Annotated in this window: 18 protein-coding genes and 1 pseudogene; 11 read left to right on the forward strand and 8 right to left on the reverse strand. The window is 66.6% G+C overall.

All coding sequences use genetic code 11. From position 1 onward, the window contains the following. Positions 1–31 precede the first annotated feature (31 nt). Entirely contained in the window at positions 32–1,150 is a 1,119-nt protein-coding gene (gene ald, locus QF031_RS20990) for an alanine dehydrogenase (protein WP_307433565.1), read from the reverse strand. A gap of 234 nt (positions 1,151–1,384) precedes the next feature. Here ald and QF031_RS20995 point away from each other — a divergent pair, with 234 nt between their 5' ends. Then, positions 1,385–2,605, forward strand: a complete 1,221-nt coding sequence (locus QF031_RS20995) for a PucR family transcriptional regulator (protein WP_307432834.1) — start codon at positions 1,385–1,387, stop codon at positions 2,603–2,605. Here the strand turns inward: QF031_RS20995 and QF031_RS21000 are convergent. The 3 genes from QF031_RS21000 to ptsP are packed head-to-tail and all read right to left on the reverse strand — an operon-like array spanning position 2,532 to position 5,548. Next, the gene (locus tag QF031_RS21000) at positions 2,532–3,338 is read right to left on the reverse strand and encodes an alpha/beta fold hydrolase (RefSeq protein WP_307432836.1); all 807 of its coding nucleotides are present in this window, start codon (positions 3,336–3,338) and stop codon (positions 2,532–2,534) included. The genes QF031_RS20995 and QF031_RS21000 overlap by 74 nt on opposite strands. Positions 3,339–3,397: 59 nt before the next feature. Then, complete coding sequence (locus tag QF031_RS21005) at positions 3,398–3,820, reverse strand: helix-turn-helix domain-containing protein (RefSeq protein ID WP_307432839.1); 423 nt, start codon at positions 3,818–3,820, stop codon at positions 3,398–3,400. A 42-nt stretch (positions 3,821–3,862) separates the two neighbouring features. Further along, positions 3,863–5,548, reverse strand: coding sequence for a phosphoenolpyruvate--protein phosphotransferase (gene ptsP / locus QF031_RS21010; protein WP_307432842.1), 1,686 nt, complete (start codon positions 5,546–5,548; stop codon positions 3,863–3,865). A 162-nt stretch (positions 5,549–5,710) separates the two neighbouring features. On the opposite strand from ptsP, the gene QF031_RS21015 reads away from it, so the two are divergent. From QF031_RS21015 to QF031_RS21040, 6 genes and pseudogenes are all read left to right on the forward strand, one after another. Then, positions 5,711–6,439, forward strand: a complete 729-nt coding sequence (locus QF031_RS21015; protein ID WP_307432845.1) for a TetR/AcrR family transcriptional regulator — start codon at positions 5,711–5,713, stop codon at positions 6,437–6,439. A gap of 88 nt (positions 6,440–6,527) precedes the next feature. Then, positions 6,528–8,624: a PTS mannitol transporter subunit IICBA gene (locus QF031_RS21020; RefSeq protein WP_307432848.1), complete on the forward strand. Its 2,097-nt coding sequence runs from the start codon at positions 6,528–6,530 to the stop codon at positions 8,622–8,624. Then, the gene (locus QF031_RS21025) at positions 8,624–9,787 is read left to right on the forward strand and encodes a mannitol-1-phosphate 5-dehydrogenase (protein WP_307432851.1); all 1,164 of its coding nucleotides are present in this window, start codon (positions 8,624–8,626) and stop codon (positions 9,785–9,787) included. Before QF031_RS21020 ends, QF031_RS21025 begins: the two co-directional genes overlap by 1 nt. A gap of 145 nt (positions 9,788–9,932) precedes the next feature. Further along, positions 9,933–10,184, forward strand: a pseudogene (locus QF031_RS21030) (GNAT family N-acetyltransferase); the annotation flags it as partial. 41 nt (positions 10,185–10,225) lie between these two features. Further along, a complete protein-coding gene (locus QF031_RS21035; protein WP_307432854.1) occupies positions 10,226–10,666 on the forward strand; it encodes a MarR family winged helix-turn-helix transcriptional regulator in 441 nt (146 codons plus the stop codon). Positions 10,667–10,701: 35 nt separating this feature from the next. Further along, entirely contained in the window at positions 10,702–11,928 is a 1,227-nt protein-coding gene (locus QF031_RS21040) for an MFS transporter (protein WP_307432857.1), read from the forward strand. A gap of 79 nt (positions 11,929–12,007) precedes the next feature. Here the strand turns inward: QF031_RS21040 and QF031_RS21045 are convergent, their stop codons facing one another. The 3 genes from QF031_RS21045 to rraA all read right to left on the reverse strand — a co-directional run bounded on the left by QF031_RS21045 (position 12,008) and on the right by rraA (position 15,945). Next, positions 12,008–13,450, reverse strand: a complete 1,443-nt coding sequence (locus tag QF031_RS21045) for a sugar porter family MFS transporter (protein WP_307432860.1) — start codon at positions 13,448–13,450, stop codon at positions 12,008–12,010. Between the two features lie 238 nt (positions 13,451–13,688). Next, the gene (locus QF031_RS21050; RefSeq protein ID WP_307432863.1) at positions 13,689–15,353 is read right to left on the reverse strand and encodes an MDR family MFS transporter; all 1,665 of its coding nucleotides are present in this window, start codon (positions 15,351–15,353) and stop codon (positions 13,689–13,691) included. Between the two features lie 97 nt (positions 15,354–15,450). Continuing rightward, entirely contained in the window at positions 15,451–15,945 is a 495-nt protein-coding gene (gene rraA / locus QF031_RS21055; protein WP_307432867.1) for a ribonuclease E activity regulator RraA, read from the reverse strand. Positions 15,946–16,066: 121 nt separating this feature from the next. On the opposite strand from rraA, the gene QF031_RS21060 reads away from it, so the two are divergent. The 4 genes from QF031_RS21060 (at position 16,067) to QF031_RS21075 (ending at position 20,175) form a co-directional block, all read left to right on the forward strand. Then, a complete protein-coding gene (locus QF031_RS21060) occupies positions 16,067–17,344 on the forward strand; it encodes an MFS transporter (protein ID WP_307432870.1) in 1,278 nt (425 codons plus the stop codon). 137 nt (positions 17,345–17,481) lie between these two features. Further along, entirely contained in the window at positions 17,482–18,090 is a 609-nt protein-coding gene (locus QF031_RS21065) for a TetR/AcrR family transcriptional regulator (protein ID WP_307432873.1), read from the forward strand. 288 nt (positions 18,091–18,378) lie between these two features. Continuing rightward, positions 18,379–19,578, forward strand: a complete 1,200-nt coding sequence (locus QF031_RS21070; protein WP_307432876.1) for an NAD(P)-dependent malic enzyme — start codon at positions 18,379–18,381, stop codon at positions 19,576–19,578. Between the two features lie 93 nt (positions 19,579–19,671). Next, the gene (locus QF031_RS21075) at positions 19,672–20,175 is read left to right on the forward strand and encodes a DUF456 domain-containing protein (RefSeq protein WP_307432879.1); all 504 of its coding nucleotides are present in this window, start codon (positions 19,672–19,674) and stop codon (positions 20,173–20,175) included. Between the two features lie 102 nt (positions 20,176–20,277). Here QF031_RS21075 and QF031_RS21080 read toward each other — a convergent pair whose 3' ends face one another. Further along, positions 20,278–20,508, reverse strand: a complete 231-nt coding sequence (locus tag QF031_RS21080; RefSeq protein ID WP_142132234.1) for a hypothetical protein — start codon at positions 20,506–20,508, stop codon at positions 20,278–20,280. Positions 20,509–20,552 lie beyond the last annotated feature (44 nt).

Consider the following 20,552-nt stretch of genomic DNA (forward strand, 5'->3'; position numbering starts at 1 on the left):
AGCAGGACGAGCAAGGGCCCAGCAGAGGGGCTTAGGCGGAAACGAGCTCGTGCCAGTCAGCGACGAGGGGCAGGCCGTGGGCCTCGGACACGGAGTGGTGCGCCACGTGGCCGGCGGCGATGTTGAGTCCGGCGGCGAGGGCGGAGTCGCGGTCGAAGGCGGCCTTGACGCCCAGGTTGGCGAGGGACACGGCGTAGCGCAGGGTGACGTTGGTCAGCGCGTACGTGGAGGTGTTGGGCACGGCGCCGGGCATGTTGGCCACGCAGTAGAAGATGGTGTTGTGCACCTTGTACGTGGGTTCCTGGTGCGTGGTGGGGTGGGTGTCCTCGAAGCAGCCGCCCTGGTCCACGGCGATGTCCACCAGGACCGAGCCGGGCTTCATGCGGGCCACGAGGTCGTTGGTGACCAGCTTGGGGGCCTTGGCGCCGGGGATCAGGACTGAACCGATGACCAGGTCGGCGTCCACCACGGACTTTTCGATTTCGTAGGCGTTGGAGGCAACGGTCTTCAGCCGGCCCTGGTATTGGGCGTCCAGTTCGCGGAGGCGGTTGATGTTGATGTCCAGGATGGTGACGTCGGCGCCGAGGCCCAGGGCCATGGCGGCGGCGTTGGTGCCGGCGACACCGGCACCGAGGACAACGACCTTGGCGGGGCGGACGCCGGGAACGCCGCCGAGGAGCACACCCTTGCCGCCGGCCGGAGCCATGAGGGAGGTGGCGCCGACCTGGACGGACAGGCGGCCTGCGACTTCGGACATCGGGGCCAGCAGCGGGAGGGCGCGGCCTTCCTGGACGGTTTCGTACGCGATGGCGGTGACGCCGGAGTTGATGAGCTCCTTGGTCAGTTCCGGCTCGGCGGCCAGGTGCAGGTAGGTGAAGAGGATCAGGCCCTTCCGGAAGCGGTGGTACTCGGACTTGACCGGTTCCTTGACCTTCATCACCATGTCGGCGCGGGCCCAGACGTCATCGGCTTCGTTGACGATCTCGGCACCGGCAATCGAGTATTCCTCGTCGGTGATGCCCGAGCCCAGGCCGGCCCCGCGCTCCACCAGGACGGTGTGGCCGTGGGTAAGGAACTCGTGGACGCCGGCTGCGGTGATGGCCACACGGAATTCGTTGTTCTTGATTTCTTTGGGGACGCCGATGATCATCGTCTGCTCCAGTTTTTGGGGCCGGTGGGCCGGAAAGGTGGAAGGGTTTGCGTGATTCAACGATAAATCCCGGTGTGAGCCAGGCGACATGAACGTGCTGGTGCGGGAAGTCCGGGAACCGCGGAAACTAGCGGTTTTTCCCAGTCTCAGCTCGACACATGTCGAGCCCTGAAGCGTCAAGTGTCGCCTCGTGTTGGTTCGTTCGCCGCTGCACGGAGGCAGTACTGTTGGCCCATGCAGCAGCAGGGTGTGGAACAGCTCGTCGAGCAGGTGGCGCAGAAGCTGGGCCGCGGCCTGTCCCTCGAGGACCTGGACGGCCTCCTGCTCGCCTACAGCTCCAACCAGTCCCACGCCGACCGCGTGCGGGTAAATTTCCTGTTGAGCAAAAAGGTGCCGGCGGACGTGAGCGCGTGGCAGCTCTCGCATGGCATCGCCACCGCGGTGCGGCCGGTTGCCGTCCCGGCCAATCCGGACCTGGGCATGCTGGGCCGCGTCTGTGTCCCGCTGATGGTGCGGGGCTTCCGGGTGGGGTACCTCTGGGTGCAGCAGGACTCGGCCGAGGAAAGCCCGACGGCGATCCTCACCCAGCTGCCGGGCGTCAGCCACGAGCTTGAGCTGCTGTCCGGCCTCCTGCTCGACTCAAACACGGCGGAATCCGAATTCCGGCGGGGCCGGGAGCGTGAGTTCCTGCTGGCATGTTCCGGAGAACCCAATGCGGTGGCGGCAGTGGCGGGATGGAAGGAAGTCCAGGGCCGGGGGCCGTGGCAGATGGTCACGGTACTGGACGCAGATGGCTGGGCGGGCGGCCCGGACCCCATCGCGTCCACCCTGATCCACCGCTCAACCGCACTCCAGGCGACGGTGGGCATGGACGCCGCCCTTTTCAGCGCCGGAACAGAGACCCATTCGGTGGTGCTGTTCCGCGAGTCGACGGGACGTGCCAACCATGCCCAGGTCCTGGTCCATTACCAGCTGGAGCTGGCCAAGCGCTCCGGCCGGCCGGTCCACCGGATCATCCTGGGCATCAGTGAGGGCTTCGCCAAGACCCGACAGCTCGCGGAGGCATACCGGCAGTCGAAGGTAGCAGCCCAGGCGGCGGCGGTGGATCCGCAGCTGGGCGAGCTGGTGGACTGCAGGTCAACCGGCGTGTATCAGCTCTTGGCCTCTGCCGGGGGAGGGGTGGGGGCCTGGGCGGACTCCGGCTCTGTGTACTTCCGGATGCTTGAGGACCACGACCGCAACGGCGAGCTCATCCCGGTCCTGGAGCTGCTCTACGACAACGACGGGTCGGTCCAGGACGTGGCCGGCAAGCTCCACCTGCACCGGAGCAGCATCTACAACAGGCTGGGCCGGATCCGGCAGCTGCTGGGCGTGGACCCGCTCAAGGGGCTTCCCCGGCTGGAACTGCACGCTGCCCTGAAGATGCGTCGATGGGCGGCGCGGCCCAGGATCTGATGGCCTCGGACACCTCCCGCGGACGCAGGTGCTGTGCCACGTGCCCGGCCCGGGGGATCTCCACGAAGCTGCCCTGCGGCACCACCTGCGAGAGCCGGAGCGACCAATCGGCGCCGGCCACCTGGTCATGATTGCCCCGCAGCACCAGGACGGGAACGTTCACTCCTGCCAGCCGCGACTCCGTGGGGTAGGACATCATCACGGGGAGTTCGGTGAAGTACCAGCGCGGTCCGCAGCGGAAGTAGTCCGAGAAGACCAGCCAGTTGGAGGACGCGTTTTCGCGGAGGAGAGCGTCAAGGAACAGGGCCAGGCCCTGCCGCAGGACGCTGCGGTGCCGGGAATCCACTACGGGGCCCATCAGTACCAGCCGCCGTGCCTGCCCCGGTGCGTAGAGCGCGGACTCGATGGCGAACTGCACGCCCATGGAATGCCCCACCAGGATGTACGAACTGATGCCGCCCGCCTTCAAGGCCTGGGCGATAAACGCGCCGTAGTCTGCCACCGACAGCTGCCTGCCGGGCTTGGGCGTTGCGGCGAACCCCGGCAGGTCCAGCGAATAGGTGGGGGCGACGGCCGCGAGCTCGCGGTGGAGCCGCCGCAGGTAGCGGTGCGAAACCCCGATGCCGTGGATGAGGATGTAGGCCGGGGCCGCCGTGCCGGCTGCAGCATCCGGTCCCGGGGCGGGTGTCCCGTCGGCCCAGAGGATGCGGCCCTTCAAACCGTTTGCTTCCACGTCGGCTGAGTGAAGCGCAACGGCTTTCCGGCCCCTTGGCCAAGGCTTTCGGGCCTGCACTATTCCTCCGTGCCGGCGTCGTCCCCGGCGTTCTTTCCCTGCTTGCGCTTTTGCTCCGCAAGCTTCTGCTTTTCCAGCCAGGTCATGATGTCAGCCGTCCGGATGCGCCGGTGCGAGCCGCGGTACTCCACCGGGATCTCGCCGCGGTCAGTCATGTTGCGGAGGTAGGTGTGCGAAATCCCGGCCAGTTCAGCCGCCTGCGAGGTGGTCAGCATCTCCTCCACGCTGCTCACGGTCACCGTTTCGCCGCGTCCCAGCCTGGCGAGGAGGTCCACGACGGCGTCCCTCGCCTGTCCGGGCAGCCGGTGGACGGTCCCGTCCACGAACACGGTGATGTCGTTGCTGTCCTCAAGGGCGCGCGCGAGGCTGCGCGCGTCGCCGGCGGGCAGGCCGGCCGTGACGCGGGGGGCTATCAGTGCCATGCACGTAGCCTATCCCGGACGCTGCCGGCCTGCCCTGAGGCGTCAGAGGCCCAGCTCCGCCAGGACCGGCAGCTTTTCCCGGACCCAGGCGCGGGCATCAGTGGCGCTGGGCGCGGAGAGGGCCAGCTTGGCCAGCTCCTGGGCTTCGGACAGGGTGACAGTCTTCAGGACCGCGGCAACGGCGGCGAGTGAGCGGGCCGTCATGGACAGGGTGCTGACGCCAAGGCCGGTAAGGACGACGGCGAGGGCGGGGTCGGCGGCCGCCTCACCACAGACGCCCACGGGCTTGTTGTGGCCTTCTGCCCGGGATCCCTCGACGGTGAGGCCAACGAGGCGCAGGACCGCGGGTTGCCACGGGGTGTTCAGGTTGGCGAGCGGGCCGAGCTGGCGGTCGGCAGCCATGGCGTACTGGGTCAGATCGTTGGTGCCAAGGCTGGCGAAGCCCACTTCGCGGAGGATGGCTTCGGCAGTGAGGGCTGCGGACGGGACCTCAACCATGACGCCGGGGGTCTTGATGCCGGCGTCTGCGCACATGGACGCGAAACGGGCAGCTTCGTCCGCCGTGGAGATCATGGGGGCCATGACCCAGACGTCGGCCTCGGACTGCTGCTGCGCCAGGGCGATGGCCTCCAGCTGGCGGTCCAGGACGCCGGGGGTGGTGAAATCGGTGCGGTAGCCGCGGACGCCAAGGGCCGGGTTGGGCTCGGTGGAGTCGGTCAGGAAGGGCAGCGGCTTGTCGGCGCCGGCGTCCAGCGTCCGCAGGACCACCTTCTTGCCCGGGAAGGCGTCGAAGACGCTCTTGTAGGCGGCGGCCTGTTCCTCAACGCTGGGTTCGGTATCCCGTTCCAGGAAGCAGAACTCGGTACGGAACAGCCCCACGCCCTGGGCGCCCAGCTTGGCAGCGGCTTCGGCGTCCTTGCCGCCGCCCACGTTGGCGAGCAGCGGCACTTCATGGCCATCCGCCGTCGCGCCCGTTCCGGTGAACTCAGCCAGGAGGGACGCCGTGGCCGCCCATGCTTCCGCTGTTGCCCGGAGGGACTCGTCCGGCTCCGACGTGATGAGGCCGGCCGCGCCGTCCACGTACACCTCGGTGCCGTCCGGGAGTTCGTCAACGCCAACGGCGGCCACCACGGCGGGCAGGCCGAGGGACCGGGCGATGATGGCGGTGTGGGACTGGGGGCCGCCGCCGGCGGTGACCAGGGCCAGGACCTTGTTGGGGTCCAGCGTCGCGGTGTCCGCGGGGGCCAGATCCTCTGCCACCAGGACGAAGGGTGTGTTGGAGGCGGGGATGCCGGGGGCGGGCACACCGCGCAGTGCAGCGACGATCCGCGCGCGGACGTCCAGGACGTCGGTGGCGCGTTCGGCCATGTAGCCGCCCAGGTTGTGCAGCATCTCGGACACGGAGGAGCCGGATTCCCAGATGGCGCGCTCGGCAGAAACGCCACGGGCCACCAGTTTGGCAGCGCCCTTGATCAGCATGGTGTCCTTGGCCATCAGGGCGGTGGCTTCCAGAACGGCCTGGCCGTCACCGGTGGCGTGTGCGGCGCGCTCCTTCAGTTCATCGTGCACGGCCTGGGAAGCTGCCTTCAGCGCTGCGGTGGCTTCCTCGGCAGTGGTGTCCGAAGCCAACTGTTCACCGGCAGGAGGCTCGCTGATCGGTTTGGGCATCTGGCGGATGGTGCCGATGACGCGGCCGGGGCTGACGCCTACTCCTGGGAAGTTCTGCACTGAAGGTCCTCATTCTCTGCCGGTAGACAGGCCCGCCAAGTGCTCCGGCGCCGTGCCGGGTCCAGCCGGAGGACTGTTACATCCAGGGGCAGGAAACGTGCCTGAAAAAAGTGTATGTGATTCAGTTCATATAGCAACGCTATAGGTGCTAGGGTAGCGGTTATGAGTTTGGATGGCCAGCTTCCCCCCAAAATGCGACTGCTTCGTGCTGCCGCGGAACTGCTGGCAAAATCCGCGGGAGCTCCGGTATCCACCCGCCAGATCACCCAGCTGGCAGGGGTATCGGCTCCCACGCTGTACCACCACTTCGGTGACAAGGAAGGATTGTTCGACGCCGTCGTCGCCGCAGGGTTTGAAGAATATGTCGCGGGCGAAAGGGATTTCGCCCCCTCCGGACAGCCCCTTGAGGACATCCGGAGAATGTGGGACAACCACGTACAGTTCGGCCTGAACCAGCCCGAACTGTACCTGGTGATGTTCGGCAACATCCGCCCGGAAAGCCGGCCGGCCATCGTGGCCGACGCCGAAGCGCTGATGGAGGAGATGCTGAACAAGGCAGCGGTGGCAGGCCAGTTGAACGTCCAGCCCAGGGAAGCGGCCAGGTCCATCCTGGCGGCCAATGTGGGCGTGACGCTCATGCTGATTGCGGAGCCCGCCACCGAACGCAACCTTGAACTGTCCACCATGACCCGGGACGCCATGATCTTCGCGGTGTCCGCCGAGCCCGCAAGCGGCCCGGCCCCGGGCGGCACCGGGAAGTCCTCGGTGGTGGTGGCAGCGATCGCCCTGAACGCCGCACTCCAGGCCTCGCACTCAGACCAGCTTTCCAGCTCGGAACTCAAGCTTTTCCTCGAATGGCTGCACCGGATCTCCACCAGCCCGGCCGGTTAGCCCCACAACACCGCAACACCCAGCAGTACGTCGTCGTAATCATCGGACCAATCCTGCGGAGCAGCAGGAATGACGGTTAGGAAATCACATGGCAACAGAAACAGTTGCAAAACCCCGCACCAGCGCGCGCGTGCACGTCCAAAAGTTCGGGACATTCCTGTCCGGCATGATCATGCCCAACATCGGGGCGTTCATCGCCTGGGGCATCATCACCGCCCTCTTCATTGAGAAGGGGTGGCTGCCAGTACCGCAGCTCGGTGGTTTCGGCGAGACCGGCGGGAAGCCCAACATCGGCCTGGTAGGCCCCATGATCACCTACCTCCTGCCGCTGCTGATCGGCTACACCGGCGGCAAGATGGTCTACGACGTCCGCGGCGGCGTGGTGGGGGCCATCGGCACCATGGGCGTGATCGTCGGTGCCGGCATTCCCATGTTCATCGGCGCCATGATCATGGGCCCCCTGGGCGGCTGGACCATGAAGAAGATTGACTCGATCTGGGACGGCAAGATCCGGCCCGGCTTCGAGATGCTGGTGAACAACTTCTCCGCGGGGATCTGGGGCGCACTCTTGGCCCTGCTGGGCTTCTACGGCATATCCCCGCTGGTCACCGCCTTCAGTGAAGCTGCCGGCAGGTTCGTCGAGTTCCTGGTGCAGAACGGGCTCCTGCCGCTGACCAGCATTTTCATCGAACCGGCCAAGGTCCTGTTCCTGAACAACGCCATCAACCACGGCGTCCTCACCCCGCTGGGCGTCCAGCAGTCCCTGGAGCAGGGCAAGTCCATCCTGTTCCTGCTGGAAGCCAACCCCGGTCCCGGCCTGGGCCTCCTGCTTGCGTACACATTCTTTGGACGCGGTGCCGCCAAGGCATCGGCTCCCGGCGCAGCCCTCATCCAGTTCCTCGGCGGCATCCACGAGATCTACTTCCCGTACGTCCTGATGCGCCCGCTGCTGATCCTGGGTACGATCGCGGGCGGCATGACCGGCATCGCCACCCTGGCCATCACCAACTCCGGCCTCGTGGCACCCGCCGCGCCTGGCTCCATCTTCGCCGTCCTGGCGCAGACCTCCCGCGACAGCTACTTCGGCGTGATCCTCTCCGTGGTTCTCGCCGCGACGGTCTCCTTCCTGGTGTCCTCGGTCATCCTCCGCACCACCAAGCACAGCGACGAGGCGGACCTGGGCGACGCCACCGCCCGCATGGAGGCCATGAAGGGCAAGAAGAGCTCCGTCGCCTCCACCCTCACTGGTGCCGGGACTGCCGGTGCCGCCGGCCGCGGCGGGGTGGGCGTGCTGGCCGGTCCCGTGCGCAACATCGTGTTCGCGTGCGACGCCGGCATGGGCTCCAGCGCCATGGGCGCCTCCGTGCTGCGGAACAAGATCAAGGCGGCCGGCTTCCCGGACGTCAAGGTCACCAACGCCTCCATTGCCAACCTCAGCGACACCTACGACGTGGTGGTCACCCACCAGGACCTGACCGAACGCGCCAAACCCGTCACTTCCAGCGCCATGCATTACTCGGTGGACAACTTCATGAACAGCCCCCGCTATGACGAGATTGTCGAGCTGGTCCGCGAAAGCAACACCGAGGGTGCTGCGGCAACCGAAGGACCGGACGCGGGAGCGGGCACGCCGGGCGGGGCCTCCGCATCCGGGCCTGCAATGGCGGCAGCGTCCGACGCCGGCACCACTCGCGGTGCCCACGCCGCCAACGCCCCGGCGGACGCAGCGCCCGCTGCCGGCGCCAACGGCTCGGCCGAGATCCTGGCCCGCGAGAGCGTGGTCCTGACCGGCAGTGCCACCACCCGTGACGCCGCCATTGACGAGGCCGGCCGGCTCCTGCTGGCCCGCGGCGCCGTGGACGAGGGATACATTGCCGCCATGCACGAACGCGAGGAGTCGGTGTCCACCTACATGGGCAGCTTCCTGGCCATCCCGCACGGCACCAACGCCGCCAAGGACCACATCCGCAAGTCCGCGGTGTCCGTCATCCGCTATCCGGAGGGCATCGACTGGAACGGCAAGCAGGTCAAGTTCGTGGTGGGCGTGGCAGGCATCAACAACGAGCACCTGCACATCCTGTCCTCCATCGCCAAGGTGTTCACCAATAAGGAGCAGGTGGCCCGGCTTGAGGCCGCCACCACCGAGGATGAAGTCCTGGAGCTCTTCGGAAAGGTCAACGCATAGTGAAGGCAGTACATTTCGGTGCCGGCAACATCGGCCGCGGCTTCGTGGGCCTGCTCCTGCATGACGCAGGCTACGAGGTGGTGTTCGCGGATGTGGCCGAGGAACTCATCAACCGGCTCAAGGAAGCGGGCAGCTATGCCGTGCACGAGGTGGGCGAGAACCCCGCCGTGCGGACCGTGGACAACTTCCGGGCGCTGAATTCCAACGCCCAGGAAGCGGAATTGGTCCAGGAAATCGCGACGGCGGACATCGTCACCACCGCGGTGGGGCCGCACATCCTGAAGTTCGTGGCGCCCGTGATCGCCAAGGGCATCGTCGCGCGTGAGCCCGGCCTGGCGCCCCTGCAGGTCATGGCCTGCGAGAACGCCATCAACGCCACGGACATCCTGGCCAAGGAAGTGGCGTCCCAGCCCGGGGTCACCGCCGCCGTCCTCGACGGAAAGGCGGTCTTCGCCAACACGGCCGTGGACCGGATCGTGCCCAACCAGGAGGCGGGGCAGGGCCTGGATGTCACCGTGGAGACCTTCTACGAGTGGGTCATCGACCGCACCGCGTTCGGCGATGCAGCTCCGGTGATCCCCGGCGCCACCTTCGTGGACGACCTTTCGCCGTACATCGAGCGGAAGCTGTTCACGGTGAACACCGGGCATGCCTCCGCGGCGTATCTCGGGTTCGAGGCGGGCCTGGAAAAGATTTCCGATGCCATGGCGGACCAGGATGTGGCCGAGGACGTCCGGGCCGTGCTGGAGGAAACCAAGCAGCTCCTGGTGGCCAGGCACGGGTTCAGCAACGACGAACAGGAGGCCTACGTCCAGAAAATCCTGGTCCGGTTCTCCAACCCGTACCTGCCGGACACCGTGAACCGGGTGGGCCGGGCTCCGCTGCGGAAGCTCAGCCGGCACGAACGCTTCATCGGGCCGGCCGCGGAGCTGGCCGAACGCGGCGTGGTGCCCGAAGCCCTGCTGGGGGCCATCGCCGCCGCTCTTCGCTTCACCGATCCCGCAGATGCCGAGGCCACCGAGCTGGCGGGCATCCTGGGCTCGGCCAGCCCGGCCGACGCCACGGCGAAGATCACCGGGCTGGAGAAGGACCATCCGCTGTTCAACGCCGTTGCCACCCTGGTGGAGGAGCGGCAGGCAGAGATGGCCAGCGCCCCCGCCTGACCCGGCCCGTCTTCCACGCTCACCGACGTACTGCATAAACCACGACGCCGGCGCTTACCACTTACATTCCAGTGGCGGGTGCCGGCGTCGTGAGTTCCCCGGGCGGCAACGCCCCCGCCATCGTGCAGTTGCTGGCTGACGACGCCAGCTGAGCTTCCTCCCTGGCATTTCCAGGCACGGAGCCTGGCGTTCCCAGCTCGAAGGCGTGCGGGTGGCGGAGTCCCTTCGCGGACAGGGTATCGGAAAGCTGATGGTGGGATGGGCCATCGGGGAGTCCCGCCGTCGCGGCTGCAGCCTCATGCAGTTAACCACCCACAAAAGCCGCTCCGCTGCGCACCGCTTCTATGAACAACTGGGATTCGAAGCCAGTCACGTCGGCATGAAGCTGCCTCTGTAGCCCTTGACCGTTAGGTACCCTAAATGTTAGGCTACCTAACGATGAACATCAACGATGACGGCCTCCAGGAACTTGCCAGCGGTTTCCGCGAAGCCCTCCGCCACAGTGTCTACCTGGTCCGACGCCTCGACGCCGACGGTGAACTCAGCGCTGCCCAGCTCAGCACGCTCAAGATGCTGCTTGGGGAAGGCCAGCGCGTTGGCGAGATCGCCCGGAACCTCGGCGTCCGGGTGCCCAGCGCAACGGAACAGATCATCAAGCTCGAACGCGCAGGCCTGGCCCGCCGCGAACCGGACCCGGCAGACTCCCGCGCCGTCCGGGTGATCCTGACTGACGAAGGCCGGGCCGCCGTCGACTCCGCGAACAAGCGCCGCAACCAGGTGATGGCCGAAATCCTCAGCACCCTCACCGACCAGGACCGGAAAGCCCTGGCGGAAGCTCTGCCGGTCATCGACAAGATCAACGCATCCCTCCAGAACTGAACTGATTAGAAACGAAACTTAGGAGTACCCTCCGTATGGACGGCCAGCTCGCAGAATCCCTGCAGGCACCAGAATCCACCTTGCAGGCCGAGAAAGCCTCGTTCCTGAAGCAGCCGAAGGCGGTTTGGGCCACCGCCCTCGCCGCCGTGTTTGCCTTTATGGGCATCGGCCTGGTGGACCCCATCCTCCCTGCCATCGCCACCAACCTGGATGCCAGCCCCAGCCAGGTATCCCTGCTCTTCACCAGCTACTTCCTGGTTACTGCGCTCGCGATGCTGATCACGGGGTTTGTCTCCTCGCGGATCGGCGGCAAGAAGACCCTGCTGATCGGCCTGGCCGTCATTGTCGTGTTCTCCTCGCTCTCCGGCCTGTCCGCCAGCGTTGGTGAGCTGGTGGGCTTCCGCGCGGGCTGGGGGCTGGGCAATGCCCTGTTCGTGGCCACCGCGCTTGCCGTGATCGTGGGCGTGGCCAGCGGTGGCGCCGGCACCGCCATCATCCTTTATGAAGCCGCCCTGGGCCTGGGCATCTCCCTCGGCCCCCTGCTCGGTGCCCTCCTGGGCGGCTGGCAGTGGCGCGCACCGTTCTTCGGCACCGCCGTCCTGATGGCCGCCGCCTTCATCGCCCTGATCGCCCTGCTGCCCAACACGCCGCTGCCCGAACGCAAGGTGCGGCTGCGGGACCCCCTCCTGGCGCTGGGACACAAGGGACTGCGGACGACGGCGGCAAGCGGCTTGTTCTACAACTACGGCTTCTTCACCATCCTGGCTTTCACCCCGTTCATCCTGGGCATGAATGCCTATGGAATCGGTGGGGTCTTCTTCGGCTGGGGCGTGGCTGTGGCCATCTTCTCCGTTTTCGTCGCACCGCCCCTGCAGGCCCGCTTTGGTGCCGTCAAGGTACTCACCGGCACGCTGTTCCTGCTCATGCTGGACCTGGCGGGTCTGGGACTGGCGGCCGGGCACTCGGTGCCTGCCGTCGTCGTCCTGGTGATCGTTGCCGGTGCGCTGCTGGGCGTCAACAACACCATCTACACGGAACTGGCCATGGGAGTCTCCGATTCGCCCCGGCCCGTTGCATCCTCCGGCTACAACTTTGTCCGCTGGATGGGCGGCGCGCTGGCCCCGTTCCTGGCGGCGCAGCTCGGTGAACACTTTGGCCCGCAGGTTCCGTTCTTCGCCGGCGCAGTGGCCATGGTGATCGCCATCCTGATCGCCTTCGGCGGCCGGGCCTACCTGTCCTCGCACGAACCGCATGTCGTGTAAGCAGCCGGATAACAAACAAACCCTCCATCACGCCATGTGATGGAGGGTTTGCTGTTTTCCTGCGAAAGGTGATGGGGCGTTACAGGGCCTTTGCCGAACCTTTCGGCACGAACAGGGTCTCCGCCTGCTCCAGGGCCATGCCGTTGGTCTCCGGCACCTTGAACATGACGAAGAAGAAGGATGCCGCCGCGAACAGGGCGTACATGGCGTAGGTCAGCGGCAAGGACGCGGAGGCCATCACCGGGAAGCTGAGGGTGATCACGAAGTTGGCCACCCACTGTGCGGCGGCGGCCAGGCCCAGGGCCCGGGCTCGGATCTTGGAGGGGAAGATCTCGCCCAGAAGTACCCACACCAGCGGACCCCAGGATGCGCCGAAGCTGATGACGAAGATGTTTGCCGCCACCAGGGCTACGGGGCCCCAGGCGCCCGGCAGGGAGATGTCCTCGCCGCTGCCCGTTGCCGACGAGAATGCCAGGGCCATCGCGCCCAGGGAAACGGCCATGCCTACGGAACCGGTCAGCAGGATGGGACGGCGGCCCACCCGGTCCACCAGGGCAATGGCCACTAGGGTCACCAGGATGTTGGTGACGGACGTGGCCACCGAGATGGTGAGCGAGTCCTTCTCCTGGAAGCCCACGGCCTTCCACAGTGTGGTGGAGTAGTAGAAGATCACGTTGATGCCCACGAACTGCTGCAGTACGGACAGGATGATTCCCACCCACACCACGGCCTGCAGCCCGAAGGTCTTGCCGCGGAGGGAGCCTTTCTGGCCGGCGATCTTGTCCTCTTCAATGGCTTCCTGGATATCCCGGATGTGCCGCTCGGTGTCCTCGGCGGGGGCGATGGAGGCGAAGATCTTCCGGGCCTCATTGTCCTTGCCCTGGAACACCAGGAACCGCGGGGATTCGGGCAGGGTGAACGCAACCCAGCCGTATACGAGGGCAGGAACGGCGGCGGCCAGGAACATCCACCGCCACGACTCGATGCCCAGCCAGAACCGCTGGTCCGCGCCGCCCGCGCTGGTAGCCAGGACCGCGTCGGAGAGCAGGGCGGCAAAGATGCCGGTGGTAATGGCCAGCTGCTGGAGTGAAGCCAGGCGGCCACGGACCTGGCGGGGCGATATTTCCGAAATGTACGCCGGGGCGATGACGGAGGCCAGGCCGATGCCCAGTCCTCCTACCAGGCGCCAGAATACGAGGTCCCAAACACCGAAGGCGAAGCCGGTTCCCAGTGCGCTGACCAGGAACAACAGGGCGCCCAGCTTCATGGCCGGGATGCGCCCGTAGCGGTCTGCCACCTTGCCGGCCAGGAAGGCGCCGGCGGCGCAGCCCAGCAGTGCGACGGCCACGGCGAAGCCGGTCACGGCCTCCGACAGCGCGAATTCATCCTTCATGGCATCCACGGCGCCGTTGACCACGGACGAATCGAAACCGAAGAGGAATCCGCCCACCGCCCCCGCAAGCGCCAGCCAGATCACGCGCCGCGGCGTCCCGGTTTTGGTCTGCTCCTGTGCAGTGGGCATGATTCTCCCTGGGTTCTGGATTGGGTGGAAGCGGTGCGGACGTCGTCGGCTGCAGAACCGGACACAACGCCGGCGCGCTTCCGCCAGTGTTCCATGCCGTGGCTCCTCGATCCACTTCGGGGCTGCCCGGGCTCGCCGTTGCGCGCCCAAAAGAAGACGACGACGGCGGGCCGTGCCGCCGTCGTCGTCTGCTCGGTGCGCTCCCGGCCGGGGCGCTGTTCCGTCAGTGCGCTGTCAGCTAATGCGCCGGGACCTGCATGGTGTCCTTATCCTCCGGCGATGCGTTCTGGTCGGTCAGCTTCTTCCGCGGCAGGGCGAAGCTGATGAGGAATGCCAGGCCGGTCAGCGCCGCGGCCGTCAGCATCACCGTGTCAATCGAGTCGGCGAACCCCTCGGTGATCGGCCGGGTCAGGGTGCTGTTGGCGGTGTGCAGCCAGCTGGTGTCGTTCAGCGAATCGTTGGACGCGCCCTCCTTGAAGAAGTCGTACAGCTTGGCGTTGGCGGGATCCGATGCCACGGCCGGGTCCTTGAGGACTGCCGGGTAGGCGGGATCGGCGGCGGCAGTCTTCATGCCGTCGGCAATCCGGTCGGCAGCAAGGCTAAACAGCATGGAAATGAAGACGGCAGTACCCACCGCGCCGCCCATGGACCGGAAGAAGGCGGCGGAGGAGGTTCCCACACCCATGTCCCGCGGCGGCACGGAGGTCTGCATGGCCAGGGTGAGCGGCTGCATGCAGAAGCCCAGGCCGACGCCGAAGAACACCGCGATCAGGCCGGGCACCCATAGACCGGTGTCCACTCCCAGGACGAATCCCATCACCAGTGCAGCCGCGGTCAGGATGCCGGTGCCCATGATGGGGAAGATGCGGAACGTGCCGGAGGCCGAGATGGTCCTGCCGGCCGTGATCGAGCCGAAGAGGATGCCGATGGTGAAGGTGATCATCATCAGGCCGGCTTCGGTGGGGGTCAGGCCCTTCACCAACTGCAGGTACATGGGGAGCATGGCGATGGCGCCGAACATGCCGATGCCGATGATGAAGTTCAGCAGCGAGGACAGCCCGAACGTGACGTTGTGGAAGAGCCGCAGCGGGATCAGGGCGTAGTCGCCGGCACGTTTCTCGGCCAGCAGGAACCACACGATGCCCAGTACGCCCACGCCGTAGCAGAGGAACGAGTTGGGTGACGCCCAGCCCCACGTGCGGCCCTGCTCGGCCACGAGGAGAAGCGGAACGATGCCCACCGTGATGGCGGCGGCGCCCCAGTAGTCGATCCTTTGCTTCAGGTGCTTGGCCGGCAGGTGCAGGAACAGGAACACCACCACCAGGGCGGCGAGGCCGATGGGGACGTTGATGAAGAAGACCCAGCGCCAGCCGTCGAAACCCAGGATGTTGGCAGAGCCGGCGAAGGCCCCGCCCACCACCGGGCCCAGGACCGAGGAGATGCCGAAGACGGACATGAAGTAGCCCTGGTATTTGGCCCTGTCCTTCAGGGAGACGATGTCGCCGATGATGGTCAGCGCCAGGGCCAGCAGGCCGCCGGCCCCGAGGCCCTGGATGCCGCGGGCCACGGCAAGCTCGGTCATCGAGTGCACGGACCCGGCGTAGACCGAGCCGACCAGGAAGACGACGATCGCGGTCAGGTAGAGCGGACGGCGGCCGAAGATGTCGCTCAGCTTGCCGTACAGCGGGGTGCTGACGGTGGAGGTGATCAGGTACGCGGTGGTGGCCCATGCCTGCAGGGAGAGCCCGTCCAGGTCGTTGGCGATGGTGTAGATGGATGTGGAGACGATGGTCTGGTCAAGGGATGCCAGGAACATGCCCAGCATCAGGCCCACCATCACGGTGACGATCTGGCGTTGCGTCAGGGTTTCTCCGGCGCCGGGCGCGGCAGAGGCTTTGGACATGGGTGCTCCAAGGGGAAAAGGAAAAGTAAGCAGCGATAGTTGCTTTCAGTAACTATCTTACTGGTTACTTCCATTCCCTGTCCTGCGGAGTCTTCCCCTAAGGCTCCACGAGGATGCCGTCCGGATCGCACCAGACGGTGGCTCCGGGACGGAAGGTCACGCCGTCGATCACTACATCCACGTCCACCTCGCCGGCGCCCGCCTTCAGGCTCTTCTTCGGGTTGCTGCCCAGGGCCTTGACGCCCAGGTCCAGCTGGGCGACGGCGGCCCGGTCGCGGATCGCGCCATTGATGACGACGCCGGCCCAGCCGTTCGCCACGGCGCTTTCGGCGATCATGTCCCCCATCAGCGCCGTGCCCAGCGAGCCGCCGCCGTCCACCACCAGTACCGCCCCGTTCCCGGGTGAGCCGAGCGTGGACTTCACCAGGGCGTTGTCCTGGAAGCAGCGGATGGTCCGAACTGGACCGCTGAAGTGGGTGCGGCCGCCCAGGGATTGGAACTGCAGGGAGACGGACGCCAGTTCGTCACCGCGCTCGTCGTAGAGGTCCGCTGTGTTAACCGCGGTGCCTTCTGCCGGGATGGGTGCGCTCATCTGGTTCTCCTTTTTACTTGGGCAACTTATGCACAGGCCGACAGATGCACGGGCGGCGAGTTACGGCCCACGATAGTCTGATCGCAACGCCAACCGGCCGCACCAGGGGGGAGCCAAACCAATGAGCCTGTCCAACACGCCGGTCCCACCGGACCTTCCGCGGGCCACGACGGCGGCGCTCGCCGAACCGATGCAGAAGGTCACCGCGCGCTGGGTCACCGGTCTGGTGTTGGTCAATGTTGGCATCAACGCCGCGTTCTTCGGACCCATCAACATTTTTATCGCGCAGCAGGCCACTGGCATCGACGAAGCCAACAAGGAAGCCATCGCCTCCCTCGTACTTGGGTGCGGAGCCGCCGTATCCCTGGTTGCCAATCCGCTCTTCGGCGCGCTGTCCGACCGGACGGTCTCGGGTTTCGGCCGGCGTTCACCCTGGGTCCTGGCCGGTGCCATCCTGGCCGCGGCAGCGTTGCTGGCATTGTCCGGGGCCACGGCCGTTGCCCTGATGGTGCTGTTCTGGTGCCTGGTCCAGCTGGGTGCCAACGCGGCCTACGCGGCCATCACCGCCGCCATTCCGGACCGCGTGCCGGTGCTGCAGCGCGGCGGCGTGGGGGGACTGGCGGCCCTGGGCCAGACGGCTGGCATCCTCCTCGGCGCGGTCTTCGGGGCGGTGGTTTCCGGGAACTTCATGGTGGGATACACGCTGTGTGCGGCCGCCCTGCTGTTCTCCGTGCTGCCGTACCTGTTCCACCGGAATGACCCGCCGCTGCCCAGGGAACTGCGCCCGCCGTTCGCGTGGGGCCATTTCCTCCGCGGCTTCTGGATCAGCCCGGTCCGCCACCCGGACTTCGCGTGGGCGTGGCTCACCCGCTTCCTGGTCAACGTCTGCAACCAGCTGACCATTGTGTACCTGATCTTCTTCCTCACGGACGTCATCAAGCATGAGAACCCGGCGCTGGGGGTCCTCACCCTGACCGGCATTTATGCGGTGTTGGTGATGATTACTGCGGTGGTCGCGGGGCCCTGGAGCGACCGGGTGGGCAAGCGCAAGCCATTCGTGATCGCCTCCTCCGCCATGATCGCCATGGCAGGGCTCACCATGGCACTTTTCCCCGTATGGACCGGCGCCCTGATTGGGGCCGGCATCCTGGGCATCGGCTACGGCGCCTACCAGGCCGTTGACTTCGCCCTGCTGACGCAGGTGCTCCCGCAGGCCGCGGACCGTGGCAAGGATATGGGGGTCATCAACGTGGCCGCCTCGTTGCCGCAGGTGTTCGCGACGGGCCTGGCTTTCCTCGCGGTGACGAAATTCGGCGGGTACGGGACCCTGTTCACCACCGCGGCCGTCATCGGGCTGCTGGGCGCCGTTTTCGTGGTGAAAATCAAGGGCGTCAACTGACCCCGCAAAGGGCCGATAGTAAGGGTGGCTGACGAATTAGGGCACAGACCTGTGCCGTATAGTTGAACCGGCTGCAGGGCGGTACGGAAGTGGGGGCGCTCCTGGCCGCAGCCGCTACAACACAACCCGGAATGCTGATGCCCCAGACTCTTTCAGACCATCCGCCCATGGCCGCCCGGCCTTCCGCTCCGCGCCAGCGCCTCCGCTACGCACGGATCCTGGAGACCGCTGCCGGGTTTGCCCGCACGGGACTTGAGGCCGTGGAACTCTCCCAGGTCGCAGAAAAAGCTGACGTACCGCTGGGCACCCTCTACCGCTATTTTCCCTCCCCCACGCACCTGATGCTGGCGCTGTACCGGCAGCAGCTCGATGAGCTGCAGGCCGGGACCCGCGGCTCCTCCCCGCGCTTCCGCGGCCGGGCGCTGTCGGGCCTGCTGATGGAGATCTTCCATATGCGCGTTATGCAGCCCGCGGTGGAGCAGTGCCTCAGCCGGGGAGTTTACGTTCCGGAAAAGGACACCACCGAACTTTTGCGCGAGATCGACGCCCTCGCCGAGAAGCTCGTCGCCGATGCCTGCGGCGACGACGTGGGAGCGCGGGTCCTCCTGCTCACCGTCACTGGTCTGGTCCAGTCCGTCCGGAACCGCCGGCTTTCGCTTTTCGAGGCCGAAGAGGACCTCAAAAAGGCATGCGGACGGCTCTCTCCGGAGGCTGACACCAGATTCACAGTGACCAGATCCGCGTAACTGGTCTAGACCAGGAGGGCCATAAATACGCCATAATGCCGTGATCTGGACCACACAGAGCAAGGGTTAAACGCTTTACCCAGCCGTTTTGCTGTCAAGAGGGGCCAAACAGCGGTTCTTCGGTTGCCTACCATGGAGGCACAGGAGCGGCAGGGCGGAAACATCCCCGGCGTTCCCACGGACCCGCCACCCCTGGGTTTCCTGTCGCACTACTTTTCCCTGCTGGAGTCCACCCGGCCTCCAGCCCCATGTGCCGTGCGCCCACGGCGAGCACCAGGAGACAACGACGTGTCCATTGACGCAATCACAGCCACCGACAGTTCGGCAGCCACCGCCCTGACTGAGGACGAGATCTTCGGCGCCCATCAGGGCGGCAAGCTGTCCATCACCAGCACCGTGCCGCTGTCCAACAAGCGGGACCTGTCCATCGCCTACACCCCGGGCGTGGCCGAGGTCAGCCGTGCCATCCACGCCAAGCCTGAGTTGGCCCGCACCCTGACCTGGGCCGAGCGCCTGGTGGTCGTGGTCAGCGACGGCACGGCGGTCCTGGGCCTTGGCAACATCGGCGCGAGCGCCTCGCTGCCCGTCATGGAGGGCAAGTCCGCCCTCTTCAAGACCTTCGGTGATCTCGACTCCATCCCGCTGGTCCTCAACACCACCGATGTTGACGAGATCGTGGAAACCTTGGTCCGCCTGCGCCCCAGCTTTGGCGCGGTGAACCTTGAGGACATCTCCGCCCCGCGCTGCTTCGAGCTCGAGGAAAAGCTGATCGAAGCCCTTGATTGCCCCGTCATGCACGACGACCAGCACGGCACCGCCGTGGTTGCCCTCGCGGCGCTGACCAACGCCGCCAAGGTGACCGGCCGCAGCCTGGAGGGGCTGAAGGTGGTGGTGTCCGGCGCAGGCGCGGCGGGAATCGCCGTCGCCGAAATCCTGCTGGCGGCCGGCATCGGCGACGTGGTCCTGCTCGACTCGCGCGGGGTCATCAACAGCAGCCGTCCGGACCTCGCAGCCGACGCCACGAGCAAGAAGGCGGACATTGCCGGCCGCAGCAATCCCCGCGGTATTTCCGGCGGTCCCGCCGAGGCGCTGGCCGGGGCCGACGTCTTCATCGGCGTCTCCTCCTCCAAGCTGGACGAGGCGCACCTGGCCACGATGAACCAGGACGCCATCGTGTTCGCCCTGTCCAACCCGGACCCCGAGGTCCTGCCCGAGGTGGCAGTGAAGTACGCCGCGGTAGTGGCTACCGGCCGCAGCGACTTCCCCAACCAGATCAACAACGTCCTGGCGTTCCCCGGCATCTTCCGCGGCGCGCTCGACGCCGGTGCCCGCCGGATCACTCCGGCCATGAAGCTTGCCGCGGCCCGCGCCATCGCCGAACTCGCGGCCGAGGACCTTTCGGCCGAGTACATCGTGCCCAGCCCGCTGGACCCGCGCGTGGCGCCGGCCGTCACCGCGGCAGTGGCCGCGGCGGTGGAGGCGGAGTAGGGCTTCTTCCTGCAGGAAACCACGACGGCGGCGCCTCCTTTGCGGCAGGAGGCGCCGCCGTCGGGCGTTTAGCAGGCCCCTAGACTGGGGACCATGAACTCCGAGACCGTGGTGACCATCCTGTGCGGCCTGGCGATCCTGGTGGGGGTGGCGGGCACCATCATTCCCGTCCTGCCCGGAAGTGTCCTGATCGGCGTCAGCCTGCTGGCCTGGGCCATCTGGGGCGGCGCCGGGACAGCCGGGTGGGTGGTCTTTGCGGTGGCCATGATCTTCGTAGCTGCGGGAATGACTGCCGGCGCTGTCCTCACCGGGAGGAAGCTGAAGCAGCACGCCATTCCCAGCCGCAGCATCGTGGTGGCCCTGGTGGCCGGCGTCGTGGGAATGTTCATCATTCCGGTGGTGGGCCTCTTCGTTGGCTTCGCCGCAGGACTGCTGCTCAGCGAGTTCCTCCGGACCCGGAACTTTTCGACGGCGGCGAGGTCCAGTTGGGCCGCCCTGAAGGCCACCGGTTTGGGCATGCTCGCAGAATTCGGGCTCGCCTGCCTTGCCGCCAGCACCTGGGTTATCGGGGTGTGGATAGCCGCCGCCAACGGCTGAATCCGTTGCGTGGGCGGGGTCGTCAGGTTTGACGACTCCGGGCACGCCAGCTCCTTCACCGAATGGTTCATGGCCAGGAGCTGACCGCCGGAGTTTGTCTCCTTAGAGTCCCAGCCCGCCGAGTTTGTCGCCCAGCCCACCCGGCAGCTTGTCCCCCAGGCCGCCGGGAAGCTTGGACAGCAGGTCGGCCGGATTGATGCCGAGTTTGGACAGCAGGCCTGCGTGCTGCTCGGTATCCACCTGGTCCGGCAGCTCCGACTCCGCCTGCGACGCCTTGTCCTGGTCCCCCTGCGACCGCAGGAGTTCGAGGATCTGGTTCTTGTCGATCTGCATGGCTCTCTCTCCTTGCTGATTCATTACTAAGGGTGCTTACCACC

It is taken from the genome of Pseudarthrobacter defluvii (assembly GCF_030816725.1).
Lineage (GTDB): Bacteria > Actinomycetota > Actinomycetes > Actinomycetales > Micrococcaceae > Arthrobacter > Arthrobacter defluvii_A.

Coding starts and splice junctions, on each gene's coding strand:
- QF031_RS21020 (WP_307432848.1), top strand. CDS start 6,528: ATGGCAACAGAAACAGTTGCAAAACCCCGCACCAGCGCGCGCGTGCAC.
- QF031_RS21035 (WP_307432854.1), top strand. CDS start 10,226: ATGAACATCAACGATGACGGCCTCCAGGAACTTGCCAGCGGTTTCCGC.
- QF031_RS21050 (WP_307432863.1), bottom strand. CDS start 15,353: ATGTCCAAAGCCTCTGCCGCGCCCGGCGCCGGAGAAACCCTGACGCAA.
- rraA (WP_307432867.1), bottom strand. CDS start 15,945: ATGAGCGCACCCATCCCGGCAGAAGGCACCGCGGTTAACACAGCGGAC.
- QF031_RS20995 (WP_307432834.1), top strand. CDS start 1,385: ATGCAGCAGCAGGGTGTGGAACAGCTCGTCGAGCAGGTGGCGCAGAAG.
- QF031_RS21060 (WP_307432870.1), top strand. CDS start 16,067: ATGAGCCTGTCCAACACGCCGGTCCCACCGGACCTTCCGCGGGCCACG.
- QF031_RS21080 (WP_142132234.1), bottom strand. CDS start 20,508: ATGCAGATCGACAAGAACCAGATCCTCGAACTCCTGCGGTCGCAGGGG.
- QF031_RS21040 (WP_307432857.1), top strand. CDS start 10,702: ATGGACGGCCAGCTCGCAGAATCCCTGCAGGCACCAGAATCCACCTTG.
- QF031_RS21065 (WP_307432873.1), top strand. CDS start 17,482: ATGCCCCAGACTCTTTCAGACCATCCGCCCATGGCCGCCCGGCCTTCC.
- QF031_RS21075 (WP_307432879.1), top strand. CDS start 19,672: ATGAACTCCGAGACCGTGGTGACCATCCTGTGCGGCCTGGCGATCCTG.
- QF031_RS21005 (WP_307432839.1), bottom strand. CDS start 3,820: ATGGCACTGATAGCCCCCCGCGTCACGGCCGGCCTGCCCGCCGGCGAC.
- QF031_RS21015 (WP_307432845.1), top strand. CDS start 5,711: ATGAGTTTGGATGGCCAGCTTCCCCCCAAAATGCGACTGCTTCGTGCT.
- ald (WP_307433565.1), bottom strand. CDS start 1,150: ATGATCATCGGCGTCCCCAAAGAAATCAAGAACAACGAATTCCGTGTG.
- QF031_RS21045 (WP_307432860.1), bottom strand. CDS start 13,450: ATGCCCACTGCACAGGAGCAGACCAAAACCGGGACGCCGCGGCGCGTG.